12 protein-coding genes are annotated in these 13,837 nt (G+C 68.1%); 8 read left to right on the top strand and 4 right to left on the bottom strand.

Annotated elements, in window-relative coordinates; translation table 11 throughout:
• Positions 1-28: 28 nt before the first annotated feature.
• Entirely contained in the window at positions 29-1,480 is a 1,452-nt protein-coding gene (locus BC102111_RS11250; protein WP_040341569.1) for a helix-turn-helix transcriptional regulator, read from the top strand.
• A 438-nt stretch (positions 1,481-1,918) separates the two neighbouring features.
• On the opposite strand, the gene BC102111_RS11240 is transcribed toward BC102111_RS11250, so the two are convergent.
• The gene (locus BC102111_RS11240; protein ID WP_227007181.1) at positions 1,919-3,409 is read right to left on the bottom strand and encodes an FAD-dependent oxidoreductase; all 1,491 of its coding nucleotides are present in this window, start codon (positions 3,407-3,409) and stop codon (positions 1,919-1,921) included.
• Positions 3,410-3,445: 36 nt separating this feature from the next.
• Here BC102111_RS11240 and BC102111_RS11235 point away from each other — a divergent pair, with 36 nt between their 5' ends.
• From BC102111_RS11235 to BC102111_RS11215, 4 genes are all read left to right on the top strand, one after another.
• Positions 3,446-4,813 (top strand): site-specific DNA-methyltransferase, encoded by a 1,368-nt coding sequence (locus BC102111_RS11235; RefSeq protein ID WP_063250436.1) that lies wholly within the window; start codon positions 3,446-3,448, stop codon positions 4,811-4,813.
• A 238-nt stretch (positions 4,814-5,051) separates the two neighbouring features.
• A complete protein-coding gene (locus BC102111_RS18215; RefSeq protein ID WP_063250435.1) occupies positions 5,052-5,336 on the top strand; it encodes an FmdB family zinc ribbon protein in 285 nt (94 codons plus the stop codon).
• A 155-nt stretch (positions 5,337-5,491) separates the two neighbouring features.
• On the top strand, positions 5,492-6,742 hold the full coding sequence (gene fmdA, locus BC102111_RS11220; protein WP_009377480.1) for a formamidase: 1,251 nt from the start codon (positions 5,492-5,494) through the stop codon (positions 6,740-6,742).
• A gap of 335 nt (positions 6,743-7,077) precedes the next feature.
• On the top strand, positions 7,078-7,374 hold the full coding sequence (locus BC102111_RS11215) for an antibiotic biosynthesis monooxygenase family protein (RefSeq protein ID WP_009377486.1): 297 nt from the start codon (positions 7,078-7,080) through the stop codon (positions 7,372-7,374).
• A 114-nt stretch (positions 7,375-7,488) separates the two neighbouring features.
• Here BC102111_RS11215 and BC102111_RS11210 read toward each other — a convergent pair whose 3' ends face one another.
• On the bottom strand, positions 7,489-8,064 hold the full coding sequence (locus tag BC102111_RS11210; protein WP_095375133.1) for a TetR/AcrR family transcriptional regulator: 576 nt from the start codon (positions 8,062-8,064) through the stop codon (positions 7,489-7,491).
• 112 nt (positions 8,065-8,176) lie between these two features.
• Here BC102111_RS11210 and BC102111_RS11205 point away from each other — a divergent pair, with 112 nt between their 5' ends.
• Entirely contained in the window at positions 8,177-9,151 is a 975-nt protein-coding gene (locus tag BC102111_RS11205; protein WP_232252547.1) for an ABC transporter ATP-binding protein, read from the top strand.
• Positions 9,152-9,985: a hypothetical protein gene (locus BC102111_RS11200; protein WP_101624358.1), complete on the top strand. Its 834-nt coding sequence runs from the start codon at positions 9,152-9,154 to the stop codon at positions 9,983-9,985.
• 57 nt (positions 9,986-10,042) lie between these two features.
• Here the strand turns inward: BC102111_RS11200 and BC102111_RS11195 are convergent, their stop codons facing one another.
• Both BC102111_RS11195 and BC102111_RS11190 read right to left on the bottom strand, forming a co-directional pair.
• Positions 10,043-10,777 carry a potassium channel family protein gene (locus tag BC102111_RS11195; protein ID WP_009377494.1) on the bottom strand — a complete coding sequence of 245 codons (735 nt, stop codon included), beginning with the start codon at positions 10,775-10,777 and terminating at the stop codon, positions 10,043-10,045.
• Positions 10,778-10,823: 46 nt separating this feature from the next.
• Positions 10,824-12,125: a TrkH family potassium uptake protein gene (locus BC102111_RS11190; RefSeq protein WP_232252546.1), complete on the bottom strand. Its 1,302-nt coding sequence runs from the start codon at positions 12,123-12,125 to the stop codon at positions 10,824-10,826.
• A gap of 193 nt (positions 12,126-12,318) precedes the next feature.
• Here BC102111_RS11190 and BC102111_RS11185 point away from each other — a divergent pair, with 193 nt between their 5' ends.
• Positions 12,319-13,776, top strand: coding sequence for an APC family permease (locus BC102111_RS11185; RefSeq protein WP_095375137.1), 1,458 nt, complete (start codon positions 12,319-12,321; stop codon positions 13,774-13,776).
• The last annotated feature ends 61 nt before the right edge of the window (positions 13,777-13,837 follow it).

Raw genomic sequence — 13,837 nt, 5'->3', positions numbered from 1 at the left:
CATCCGGATCGACGCCTCGGAGGCGGTTGTGACCAGTGTTCAAGCTTCAAAGTCGGAGTCGAAGCAGTCCGTCGACAGCCTCAGCATCGGCAGAAGAATCCGATTCTTTCGCAAACAGGCGGGGATGACGCTCGCCGAGCTCGGGGAGAAGGTGGGCCGTGCGGCCTCGCAGATCTCGACGATCGAGAACGGCAAGCGAGAAACTTCTGTCACCCTGCTCACCGCGATCGCCGAGGCCCTGGGAACCGAGGTCGCGGACCTTCTCGACCCGACTCCCGTCGACGGTCGGCAGGGCCTCGAACTCGAGGCCGAACGGAATCAGGCCTCCCCGATGTACTCGTCCCTCGGACTGCCGCAGGTGCGCATCAAGTCGCTGCCGCAGGATGCGCTCGAGGCGATCGTCGGCCTCCAGCGCCAGCTCGCCGAGGTGCTGACCAGGCGGGCGGCGACCCCGGAGGAGGCACGGCGAGCCAACCGTGAGCTGCGGGAGACGATGCGCGAGAAGCACAACTACTTCGCCGACCTCGAGGAGCAGGCGGCCGAGCTGCTCAGCCTCGCCGGCTACGAGTCGGGGACCGTGTCCCAGCGCGAGACGGCGACGATCGCGGAGAAGCTCGGCTTCAGCCTCCACTACGTCTCCGACCTGCCGAGCTCGACCCGGTCGATCTCCGACACCGCGAATCGACGCATCTACCTGCCCAACGCCGATGCCGCGTTCGACCCGCGCACGCACCTGCTCACGAGCCTTGCCCCGCACGTCCTCGGGCACGGGGCGCCGAAGGACTTCCGCGAGTTCCTCCAGCAGCGCGTCGATGCGAACTACCTCGCCGCCGCCGTCCTCCTGCCTGAGAGCGCGGCGGTGCCCGTCCTCACCGAGGCGAAGCGGAAGCGCGAGCTGTCGGTGGAGTACCTGCGCGACATGTTCGGCGTCGGCTACGAGATGGCCGCGCACCGGTTCACCAACCTCGCCACCGAGCACCTCGGTCTGCCCGTCCACTTCATGAAGGTCCACGCCTCGGGCACGATCCACAAGGCGTACTCGAACGACGGGCTCCCCTTCCCCACGGACCCGCTCGGGGCCATCGAGGGGCAGTTCGCGTGCAAGCGGTTCACCTCGCGCACGGTCTTCCGGGTCGCCGACCGGTTCAGCCCGTACTACCAGTACACCGACACCCCGCAGGGGTCGTACTGGTGCACGGCCAGGGTGCTGCCGGGAGGCGACTACGCGATCAGCGTCGGCGTGCCGTTCGCCCACGTCAAATGGTTCGAAGGCCGGGAATCCTCGATCCGTTCGCAGTCACGCTGTCCCGACCCCTCGTGCTGCCGCACCGCCCCGGAGGAGCTCGCCGCGAAGTGGGAGGACAACTCCCTGCCCTCGGCGAAGATGCACGCCTCCCTCCTCGCTGCCGTCCCGCCCGGCGCCGTCCCCGGCGTCGACGACACCGAGGTCTACGAGTTCCTCGAGCGCCACTCCGGCTGAGGTCGCGCCCCGTGGACGATCCTTGAATGGCCTCCCACCAGCCACTACCGTGAGGTTGAGAAACGTGGGAGGTTGAGCAGTGCCGTCGTCGGAGAAGAGCGCGATCCGCAGATTCTTCACAGAGCGTCCGCAGACTCGCACGGACTTCGTCCTCACATGGGTCGGCATCTCCGCCGTGCCCATCGTGATGTGGCCGATCCTCGGATTCCTCACCGGCGAGATGAGCGAGGCCTTGACCCGAATCCTGCCAAGCCTCATCGTCGTTCCGATCGTATCCGGGCTTGTCCTCACCTATGTCTATTCGACCCAGAAGCAGGACTCGTCGCTGAGGAAGCGTTCCGCCGGAGATCCTGAGCGATAGTCCGCTCGATTCGGGCGACCTCAGCGACGGACCACTGACTCACGGTCCTGTCCGCCGACCTCAGCGAACCCCAAGCCTCACCGTCGTCCCGCGGACTTCAGGGCTGCGGTGACGACGTGCTCGGCGATTGCCAGCGCCGAGGTGGCTCCGGCCCGCGGGGTGTTCCGCACCTGAGTGAGCCGTCCGCGGGCGGTGACGACGAGCCCGGTGACGAGCTCGCCCTTGCCATCGATCGTCTGGCCGCTGACCCCCTTGGGTCCGGCAGCCATCCCCGCAGTGTCGAGGCCGGGGGCATATCTCCTGATCCGCTCGACGAACGCCGAGGTGCTCGCCGCCGACCGCACGCCCTCTGCGGCCGAGCGGACGTTGCGCTTCGCGAACTTCCAGAACCCGGAGAACCCGAACGAGGCACCGAGGTCGCCGAGGTCGATGTCGCCGACCGAACCGTCGCTGCGACCGAGCGCGATGTGCGTGTTCGGCCCGAGCAGCAGCCCACCGGTGACGGTCCGGGCGAGCACGGTCTCCTCGAACGGCTCCTCCGGGTCGGGCACGGACGAGATGATGCCGTGGACCGCCTCGGCGGCGGGAGCATCGAGTCGCGAATACGTCGTCGAGAACGGAACGATGCGCGGATCGGCGGAGAGCCCGGACGCCGCGGCGAGTCGATCGGACTGGAGTCCCACGGCGACGAGGACGAGGTCGAAGGTGCCGGCATCCACCTCGGCGCCGGTGGGACGGTTCCGATCGGACCACCCGTCGATCCGGTCCTCGGCCTGCTTGAACCAGTCCTTGTCGCCGAACCGGGTGCGCAGCTCATCGCCGAGGCGACCGCGCAGACCGCCCCGTGCCGACACATCGGCGACGGCCTCGTCCTCACCGCCGCGGTAGGTGCGGGGACGGTCGTGGACCTCCCCGTCGGGGTCGGAGTCCGATTCGACGACGAGGTCGGTCGAATAGCCGGACTCGCTGGACACTCCCGAGTCGTCTTTGGGGCTGACGGCGCGGGTGCGGATGCGCACCTCGTTGCTCAGCGCGTCGATGCCGGTGACCTCGGTGAGGAAGCGGAAGCGGCCGCCTGCGTCGCGGATCTCGGAGGCGAGCGCCTCGGTGACGGCCTCGAAGTCGGTGATCGCGGTGTGCGGAGAGTAGAGAGCCTGGACTCCCCTGGCGGCCGGTTCGATCTCGCGCATCTCGGCCCGATCGACCATGCGCACCCCGGGCACGTCGTTCGCTTTCGCCCTGGTGAGCAGGTCGTCGAGGCGGTCGACCTCGTCGGTGTCCTGCGCGACGACGAGCTGCCCGCACTCTCGGTAGGCGAGTCCCTGCCCGACGAGGTAGGGGATGAGGAGTTCGAGCCCGCGGCGGGCGAGCGTCGCGTCGAGGGATCCGGGCTCGGCGTCGAGACCGGCATGGACGATGCCCGCGGTGTGACCGCTCTGCGCCGAGGCGATTCCCGGCCCGCGGTCGAAGACCGTGACCTCGGCGTCGGGGAGCTGACGGGTGATCTCGCGGGCGAGCGCCACACCGATGATGCCTGCGCCGACGACTGCCACTCGTGAAATACTCATACAGCAATCTTGGCATCGTCGAGGGAGTTGGAGAAGATGGCGACCGCTCTGAGCTGGCCCGGCAAGGAGAAGTCGCTCACCCTCGGACGCGAACTCAGCGCCACGGCAGGTCCGGGATTCACGGCTGCCGGCGGCCGCCTCGGCGAGGGGATGGATCCGAGTGCGAAGACAGCCGGGCCACGGTCGGTCGTGCCGGATCCGGACGAGAACCTCCTCATCGTCGGGGACAATCTGCCCGGCCTGCAGAGCCTGCTCGCCACGCATCGGGGGCGGGTCAAGGTCGTCTACATCGATCCGCCGTACAACACGGGCAATGCGCACGCGTACCGCGACCGCGGGCACGACCACGACAGCTGGCTCGACTTCATGGCGCCGCGGCTCATGCTCGCGCGCGAGCTCATGCGCGATGACGGGGTGCTCTACCTCCACCTCGACGACGGGGAGAGCGCGTGGGCGCAGCTGCTCGGGCACGAGGTCTTCGGGGAGGCGAATTCGCTCGGCACCCTCATCCACCAGCGCGCGAAAGGCGGGGGCAATTCGCCGTCGTTCGTCCGCGGGCACGACTACATCCACGTGTGGGGCAAGGACGCCCGGTCCGCGGGGACGTTCCTCACCGAGAAGAAGGCACCGGCGAAGGTCGAGGTCATCGACGGGCGCAAGATGCTCGTCGAGACCGACGTCCTGCGCGCGAGCTTCGGCCGTTATGCGCGGGGGTCGGAGCGGCGGCTCATGTACGAGGACATCCTCGCGGTCAAAGGGGAGAAGAAGCTCGCCGAGGTGGACGCGAAGCTGGCCTCGGGCGAGTTCGTCCTCCGCCCGTGGGGGCCGGGCAAGCACGCGGTCGTGCGGGTGACGCCGTACGAACTTGCGAGTTCGAAGCTCTACTCGATCATCAAGGCGCTCGGCGGGCAGAACGACCTCGAGGACCTCGGGCTCGGCGGTGTGTTCGGATATCCGAAGCCCGTCGAACTCGTCAAGACGCTCATCACCGCGCAGACCTTCTTCGACCCCACGGCGATCGTCCTCGACTTCTTCGCCGGATCCGGGACGACCGCGCAGGCGGTGATGGAGGCCAACCGCCGCGACGACGGGCAGCGGTCCTTCATCCTCATCCAGACGCCGGAGGAGCTGCGCGGCGGGCGCGGGGCCAGTGGCGGGCGCGGGGCCAGTGGCGGGCGCGGGGCTCGGGGAGGTGCGGGTGCTGGGGTCAACGGGAACGGGGGTCGTCAGGGTGAGGCAGACGTGCGCGCTGCGAGCGGAAGCGACGCAGACAGTGCCCGCCCCGAGTTCGCGACGATCAGCGAGCTCACCGCCGAACGCATCCGCCGCGCCGCCGATGCCTCGGCACCCGGCCTCACCTTCACCGAGGTGGCCGTCGCGGACCCGCCCGCCGCAGAGGCCTGAGCCGCGGGGGCGGGCACTCAGTGAGTTCAGGTCGCGGAGTGTCGATTCACGGCGCCGGAATCGACACTGAGCGTCCACCTTCCCGGCGCGGCCGACTCTCCGCAGCCCAGAAGCGCACGAGGGCAGGCGCGACCGCGACTGCCCACGATCGCGCAGGGATTTGCCCCACACCTCTTCCGTGATGGCGATCACACTGACAGAATGAGATTCCTCCGACGCTGATGACAGGGGTGGTGCAGTGCCCACGTATCTCTTCCGCTGCGACGCGTGCGGTGACTCCGAGCGTGTCTATCCGATGGCCGACAAACCCGGTTCCATCCCCTGCCCCGGCTGCAGCGGACGTGCACGGTCGATCGTCGGGTCGCCCCACCTCGGCGCCGGATCATCTCAGGCGAAGCAACTCATCGAATCCACGGAACGCTCCGCCGAATCCCCCGCCGTCGTCTCTCGCCTTCCCGGGTCGAGCCGTCGGCGCCAGAAGGTCAGCCGCGATCCTCGGCACGCAAAGCTTCCGCGCGCCTAGCCGAACCGCACCTCCACCTGCACGACCCGCACCGCCAGCTCCGCCCGCACGACCGGCACCACTCACATCGCCAGCTCCACCCGCCCCATGCGTACTGCCCGCACCATCCCCGCGGTCGACCGCGACCGCGGACACCCCAGAGGAAAGGAAGTGCCATGCCCGACGTCGTCTTCCCGCTCGATTCGACCAAGCCCTTCACCGACCAGAAGATCGTCGGCCACAACCGGTGGCACCCCGACATCCCCGCCGCCGTCCACGTCAAGCCGGGACAGTCCTTCCGCGTCGACTGCCGCGAATGGTTCGACGGCTTCATCAAGAACGACGACAGCGCCGACGACGTCCGCGATGCCCCGGTCGACATCGTCCATGCGCTCTCGGGTCCGATCGCCGTCGAGGGCGCGAAGCCGGGCGACCTCCTCATCGTCGACATCCTCGACGTCGGGCCGATCCCGCAGGAGGAGGGCCCGCTCGCCGGTCAGGGGTGGGGCTACACGGGCATCTTCGCAAAGCAGAACGGCGGCTCGTTCCTCGTCGACCAGTTCCCCGACGCGTACAAGGCGATCTGGGACTTCAGCGGCGGGACCGCGACCTCCCGCCACGTCCCGCACGTCTCGTTCACCGGAATCATCCACCCCGGCCTCATGGGGACCGCGCCGAGTGCGGACCTGCTCGGAACGTGGAACACCCGCGAGGCCGCGCTCATCGCCACCGACCCCGACCGCGAACCCCCGCTCGCGCTGCCGCCGGAGCCCAACGGTGCGATCCTCGGATCGCTCACCGGTGAGGATTTCGACCGGGTCGCCGAGGAGGGCGCGCGCACCGCTCCCCCACGCGAGAACGGCGGCAACCAGGACATCAAGAACCTCACGAAGGGCACTCGGGTGTTCTATCCGGTGTTCGTCGACGGGGCGAACTTCTCCGTCGGCGACCTCCACTTCAGCCAGGGCGACGGCGAGATCACGTTCTGCGGGGCGATCGAGATGGGCGGGTTCATCGACTTCCGCGTCGAGATCATCAAGGGCGGCATGGACACGTACGGGGTGAGCGAGAACGCGATCTTCCAGCCGGGCAACACCGATCCGCAGTATTCGGAGTGGCTCGCGTTCTCCGGCACCTCGGTCACCCTCGACGGTGAGCAGCGCTACCTCGACTCTCAGCTCGCCTACCAGCGCGCCTGCCTCCACGCCATCGACTACCTGACGAAGTTCGGCTACAGCGCGGCACAGGCGTACCTGCTCCTCGGCGCGGCGCCGATCGAGGGACGGTTCTCCGGCGTCGTCGACATCCCGAACTCGTGCGCAACGGTCTACCTGCCGACGGCGATGTTCGACTTCGACGTCACCCCCGGCGCCGGCGGCCCCGTGCAGATCGATCCCGGGCAGGGGGCGCCGCACTCGACGTTCTGAGCGGGTCGCGGGTGCTGCGCGCGGCAGGGTGCTGGCGGGGGCGGCGGGCGCGGCCGGCGGAGGCGGTGGGCGCGGCCCCGACCACCCGCCGAGTCGAGGACGCGGAGTGTCGATTCGGCGCGCCGATATCGACACTGAGCGTCCTCGATTTCGCTCGAGCGGCGCGTCAGCGGCCCGGTTTCGCGCCGCCCCCGGCGAGTCAGCGCACTCCGCCCTGTACCCTACGGCGGCGAGACGCACCGCGATCGCATGCGGACAGCCCAGCTCCGGCCCAGGGTGCGGTCGTAGTGTCGGAGGCGACAGCAGCCACACCGTCGATCACCCAAGGAGAAGACATGTCGGTCGTCGCCATCAACACCCTCACCGTCCCCGAGAACGCGGGACCCGAGCTCGAGAAGCGCTTCGCCGCGCGCAAGCACTCGGTCGACAACGCCCCGGGCTTCGAAGGCTTCCAGCTGCTACGACCCACGGCCGGCGGCGACCGCTACTTCGTCTACACCCAGTGGGCGACGAAGGAGGACTTCGAGAACTGGAAGGCCAACCGCAAGTCCTCGCACGAGTCGACCGGCAAGGAGCCCGTGTCGACGGGTGCCGAACTCCTCGAGTTCGAGGTCGTCGACCTCGGCGACTGAACGGTCAACGACTGTGCAGCCTCGCAACGACCCCTCCCGCAACGGGACGCTTCCTTTCTCATCTCATGCGACCGGGTTTCCACCCGGTCGCCTGAGTCGTCACTGCCGAGCCGCTTACGACACGACCCGTTCGACTTCGTCATCGAGGATCCGATAGGCCGAGGCCGGCGAGCGGACGTCGAGCATGACGTCCTGGGCCAGCCCCTTGGCGAGTGCGACAAGACGCACTGCGACATCGGCAGCCGACAGCACCGACCCGTCGCCCTTCACACCTGCTCGCTCCACCTTCGCCGTCGCCGCCTCCTCCGTCCTGCGATCGTTGGCGACGACGATCTCGGCGATGTCCGGGTCGCCGACCGCTTTGGCGACGTAGGTGAACCAGACGGACGCACCCATCCTCCTCGCCTCACTGCCCGGAATGAAGGCATGGAGGAACTCCGTGAGCTCAGCGACCCGATCCCCCGCATCGTCTCCGTCGCCGAGCTCGGCACTTGCCACCAGCTGCCGGCATCCCTCGAGGATGAGCCCTTCGCGTGAGGGGAAATAGTGCTGGACTCGACCGATGGAGATCCCAGCGGCATCGGCGACGGACCTGAAGGTCACGGCGTCGATGCCGCGGGTGTAGATGACCTGCCACAGCCCATGGACGATCTCTGTGCGTCGGGCGGCGTGATCGACGATCTTCGGCATGCCGCCATTTTACAATATGCCCAACTTGCATCTTTACAATATGTATAAATTGCATCAATATTACAGTATGCATATACCGCAAAAACAGCCTCCACCCCCGGATACGGCGGACGTGTCCGACTTGCTCCGCACACCCCTCCGGGTTCCCCCGCGACCACCCCTGACAGACGGCATCAGTGTCCGGGGCCTGACGAAAAGCTTCGGTCGCTCGCGCGTCGTCGACGGACTCGACTTCGATGTCACTCCCGGACACGTCACCGGATTCCTCGGGCCGAACGGGGCCGGGAAGTCGACGACACTGCAGATGATCCTCGGTCTGACGACTCCGGACTCCGGGACGGCTCTCATCGGAGGTCGACCCCTTGCCAAGCACTCGGCCCCTGCGTCTGCTGCCGGTTCCCTGCTGACGACCGAGAGGATGCTGCCCGGGCTCACCGCTGAGGCTCATCTCGACGCGATCGCCAGACTCTCAGGCATCCCCGCCGCACGCCGGAGCCGACGAATCACCGAACTCTTCGACCGTGTGGGACTGTCCTCCGCGCGGAAGAGGCGCATCGTCCACCTCTCTCTCGGCATGCGGCAGCGCCTCGGTCTCGCGGCCGCCGTGCTCGCCGACCCCGAGGTGCTCATCCTCGATGAGCCGCTCAACGGCCTCGACCCCGAAGGCATCACCTGGCTGCGAACGTTCCTTCAGGACTTCGCCGCCACCGGACGCACCGTCTTCTTCTCCAGCCACCTCCTCTCGGAGATGGAACTCACCGCCGACCACGTCATCATCATCGGCAGAGGCCGGCTCGTCGCCGACGTCTCCTTAGCCGAACTGCGGTCGCTCACCCACCGGGGCGTCTCGGTCACTGGACCCGAGCTCGATCCGCTCATCGCGAGCCAGCGTGCCGCCGGGCGCACGGTCACCGTCACCGACGGCGGCACCACAGCACTCGTCGCCGGCGCGAGGCCGCGAGACGTCCACCGCGACAGCATCCGTCTCGAGGTCGAGCTCGACGAGCTGCGCACCGTCGATCCCGGCCTCGAGGACATCTTCCTCCAGCTGACGAACCGTACCGAGCCCGCGACCGAGGAGAGCTGAATGACGTCCCTGACCCTGCCAGCCACCGAACCCGCATCCGCAGGACGACTGCGTGACGTCCTCGGCTCCGAATGGGTGAAGTTCCGCAGTCTGCCCACCGCACGACGACTCACCGCAGCCGCCGTCATCCTCGGCACCGTGGCCGCAGCCGTGCTCATCCTCAGCTTTCCCGTCACCCGGGGCACCGCGCTCGCCGATGCCGAAGTGGTCGATGTCCTCTCAGCCAGTGTGCTCGGACTTGACGTCGCCGCCATCGTCCTCGTCGTCCTGGCGTCGTGGTTCGTCGGCATCGAGTTCCGCACAGGAGCGATCACCGAGGCGCTCGTCCGTCTGCCTCGCCGCTCCGTGGTGATCACAGCGAAGGCGGTGGTCGCCGCCGGCGTCTCAGCCGGTGCCGCGCTGCTCACCGCCGCCGCGGTCACCCTCGTCGCCGTCGGGTTCGCCACCGCTGTCACGGGAGCGCCATGGTCAGCCGCCCTCGCCGAGGCGACCGCCCCCGATCATGTCCGTCTCCTTCTCGGCAGCATCCTCATGCCGGTCGAGTTCGCGGTGCTCGCGGTCTTCATCGCCGCAGCCGCCGGTTCTCTGGCCGCCGGGCTGCTGGGAGCCCTCGGGCTCATCGTGGCATCGACGCTGGCGTCGTGGCTGCCATCCGCGCTCGCTGTGCTCGTTCAACCCCTGCTGCCGCTGGCGGCAGTTCACACGATCAGCGGTGCCGCCGAGGTGGGATCGGCCGAGAACCTCGGCGTCGTCCCAGCGGTCGTCGTCCTCGCCGCGTGGGTGGCCGTCGGATGGGCGGCGGCAGCCTGGCGACTGCATCGGTGGGATCTCTGAGGCTCGCATCGCGGGCCGCGCAGTTGCCCCCGTGGGCTCGTTCTCAGGCCTGCCTGCTCACCCGTCGCTGTCCTTGTCGAGTTCGCTGAAGGCCTCGACTTCGCGGGGATGGCCGGCGATGAGGATCTCGTCGTCGGCGTAGACCGTCATGTCCCGGTCGGCGATGTCCCACGTCGACCCGCCGGCGCGCTTGACGGCGACGATCGTCACGCCGTACGCGGCACGCACGCCGAGGGAGGCCAGCGGCACGTCGGAGACCCGGACGGGCGGGGTCGTGCGGGCGAGGACGAAGTCCTCGTCGATGGGCAGGAAGTCGGAGATGTGCCCGCGGATGAGGTGGGCCAACCTCCGACCCATGTCGTTCTCAGGGCGGACGACGTTGCGGATGCCGAGCTGGTGGAGGATCTCCGCATGGGTCTCGCTGATCGCCTTCGCCCAGATGTGCCGGTTGCCGAGCTTGAGGATGCGCGAAGCGGCGAGGATGCTCGCCTCGAGGTCGCTGCCGATGGCGATGACGACGCGGCTGACGTCATCGATGCCGAGCTGACGCAGCACCTCCTCGTCGGTGGCATCGGCCCGGGAGACGTGCGCGAGCTTGTCGGCGTACTCGGCGACGACGGCTTCGTCGCTGTCGATGCCGATGACGTCGACGCCGTGCTTGGCGAGCTCGACCGCAAGCGAGCCGCCGAACCGGCCCAGGCCGATGACGGCGACGGCACCGGCTTCGGCCATCGGCTTGGCATCCCCGGCGAAGAAGGCCGCCGGACGGGCGAGCCAGGACTTCTCGTTCATGTCAGTGTCCTTTCACGTGGTCACAGTTCACGGTTGACAGCGCCGGTCAGCCGATGAGCGGGCGCTCCTTGGGCAGTTCGTAGCGGATCGGCCGGGAGCGCAGAGCCAGCGCCGAGGCGACGGTGACAGGTCCGAGGCGACCGAAGATCATCGTGACGATGAGGACGGCCTGGCTGAAGGCGGGCAGCTGCGCGGTGATGCCGGTCGACAGGCCCACGGTGCCGAACGCGGAGACGACCTCGAAGAGGATCCGGTCGAAGCGCAGGTCCGGGGCGTTGAGCATGATCGCCATCGTCGAGACGACGATGAGTCCGAGGGCGAGGACGATGACCGTCGTCGCCTGACGGTGCACCGAACGGGAGACCCGGCGGCCGAAGAGGTTGACCGCCCGGCCGCCGCTGACCTCGGTCCACGTCATCGCAGCGAGGACGACGAAGGTCGTGATCTTCACGCCGCCGGCGGTGCCGGCGGGACCGCCGCCGATGAACATGAGGATGTCCATGCCGAACCACGATGCCGGGTGCATCTGAGAGATGTCGATCGAGTTGAAGCCGGCGGTGCGGGTGATCGTCGACTGGAACGACGCCGCCTGGATCTTCCCCCACCAGTCGAGGGCACCGAGCGTGGCCGGGTTGGTCCATTCGATCGCGGCGATGAAGACTGTGCCCGTGAGAAGGAGGATCGGGGTGACGACGACGACCGCACGCGTCGTCATGTTCCACGTCAGCGGGAAGCGGTACTTGCGGAAGAGCTCGATGAGCACGGGATAGCCGAGTCCGCCGAGGATGACGGCGAGCGCGATCGGACCGGTGACGAACGGGTCGGCGACGTACGCCATGAGACTGTCGGCGTTGAGACCGAAACCGGCGTTGTTGAACGCGGAGATCGAATGGAAGATCGCACTCCACACCGCCTCGCCGACGGGGTCGCCGTAGAAGAACCGGAACCGCAGGTAGAGGAGGACGGCGACGATCGCCTCGGTGGTGAGGGTGAGCGCGATGATGCGCAGGACCATCGGCTTGATCCCGCCGATCCCCGAGCTCTTCGTCTCCGAGGCCACCGACTGGCGCAGGCGCAGGCCTGCCCGGCCTGCGACGACGAGGGCGAGCAGCGTCGTGAGGAGGAGGACCCCGAGGCCGCCGACCTGGATGAGGCTGAGGATGACGATCTGGCCGAAGAACGTGAAGTCCTGACCGGTATCGAGGACGACGAGTCCGGTGACGCTGAGCGCCGAGGTGGCGGTGAAGAGTCCGGACAGCAGGGAGATCCCGCCCGGCGCCACGGTCGCGGCGGGGGTCATGAGCAGACCGGTCCCGACGACCAACGCCGTCAGGTAACCCAGCACCACGCGGACGATTGCATTTCGATGTGTGCTCTGCACAGAGGAAATCTAGCACCTGCCGCGATCAGGCCCCGAAATCCCTCAACTACCACCGAGTAAACTCCCAGAATCCTGTTACTGTGCATGTACCCACGGGGACGGGCAAGGGCCGCTGTCGGCCACCTCGGCGGGGTCAGCGGCACACGATGAGGGAGACGCCATGAGCACTCAGCAGGCAGAGACGGACGACCGGGGCCACGGCTTCGTCAAGGCGCTCGGCACCGTCGACGCCCTGTTCATCGGCTTCGGCGCGATGATCGGCTTCGGCTGGGTGGTCCTCACCGGGGAATGGCTGACCGGGGCGGGGACCCTGGGGGCGATCCTCGCGTTCGCCGTCGGCGGCATCATCATGTGCTTCGTCGGCACGGTGTACTCCGAACTCGTCGCCGCGATGCCGCACGCCGGCGGCGAGCACAACTACCTCATCCGGGCGATGGGCCCGAAGATCTCCCTCTTCGGGTCGTGGGCGATCACCGGCGGCTACATCAGCGTCGTCATGTTCGAAGCCGTCGCCGTGCCGCGGACCGCGCTCTACCTCTTCCCCGACCTCGAGTACATCAAGCTGTGGACGATCGCCGACACCGACGTCTACCTCACGTGGGCCCTCATCGGCACGGTCACCGCGATCGTCATCGCGTGGATCAACATCCGAGGCGTGCGGCTGGCCTCCCTGGTCCAGACCTTCGTCGTCTCGTTCCTCATCATCGTCGCCCTCCTCCTGCTCACCGGCGGCCTCGTCGGCGGCGACCCGGCGAACACCGAGCCGCTCTTCACCGGCGGTGCTGCCGGGTTCATCGGCGTCGTCGCCGTCGTCCCGTTCCTCTTCGTCGGCTTCGACGTCATTCCGCAGTCGGCGGAGGAGATCAACCTGCCCGCGCGGAAGATCGGCAAGATCGTCGTCATCTCGGTGCTCATGGCGATCGCCTTCTACATCGTCATCATCTGGATGACCTCGCTCGCGATCCCCGCCTCCGAGCTCACCGCCCACGACCTCGTCACCGCCGATGCGCTCTCGGCGATGTTCGGCTCGGACGTCTGGGGCAAGATCGTCATCGCCGGCGGCCTTGCCGGCATCATCACCTCGTGGAACGCGTTCCTCATGGGATCCTCGCGGCTGATGTGGGCGATGGCTGTGGCCGGGATGATCCCCGCATGGTTCGGCAAGCTCCACCCGAAGTACCGCACCCCGGTCAACTCGATCATCTTCATCGGCATCCTCTCCGCGCTCGCTCCGTTCCTCGGCGCCGCGGCGCTGGGCTGGATCGTCGACGCCGGGTCGCCGGCGATCGTCATCGCCTACTTCCTCGTGAGCATCGCCTTCATCGTCCTGCGGAAGAACGAACCTGACATGGCCCGTCCGCTGCGCATCGGCGGGGCCGGGGGCGGCGGTATGGTCATCGGCGTCATCGCGGCCGTCCTCACGCTCGTCCTCTTCATCCTCTACATCCCCATCACTCCGTTCTCAGCGCAGCTGGCCTGGCAGTCGTGGGCGATGTTCGCCGCCTGGCTCCTCGTCGGCATCATCTTCATGCTCCGCCTCCCCGGTGGGGTTAAGGCCGGCCCCAACGCCGAGGCGGAACTCCTCGCCAAGGTCAAGTCCCGGTCCCAGCGGCGGTGAGTCCGACGGGTTCCGGTGAGTCCGGCGAGCTGGGTGCGTCGGGCGCCGAGGCGGCGGGTCG

The organism is Brevibacterium casei CIP 102111 (assembly GCF_900169275.1).
In the GTDB taxonomy this organism is placed as follows: Bacteria; Actinomycetota; Actinomycetes; order Actinomycetales; family Brevibacteriaceae; genus Brevibacterium; species Brevibacterium casei.
Note: the sequence above shows the minus strand (reverse complement) of the source record. Positions and strands in the feature narration are given on the sequence as shown.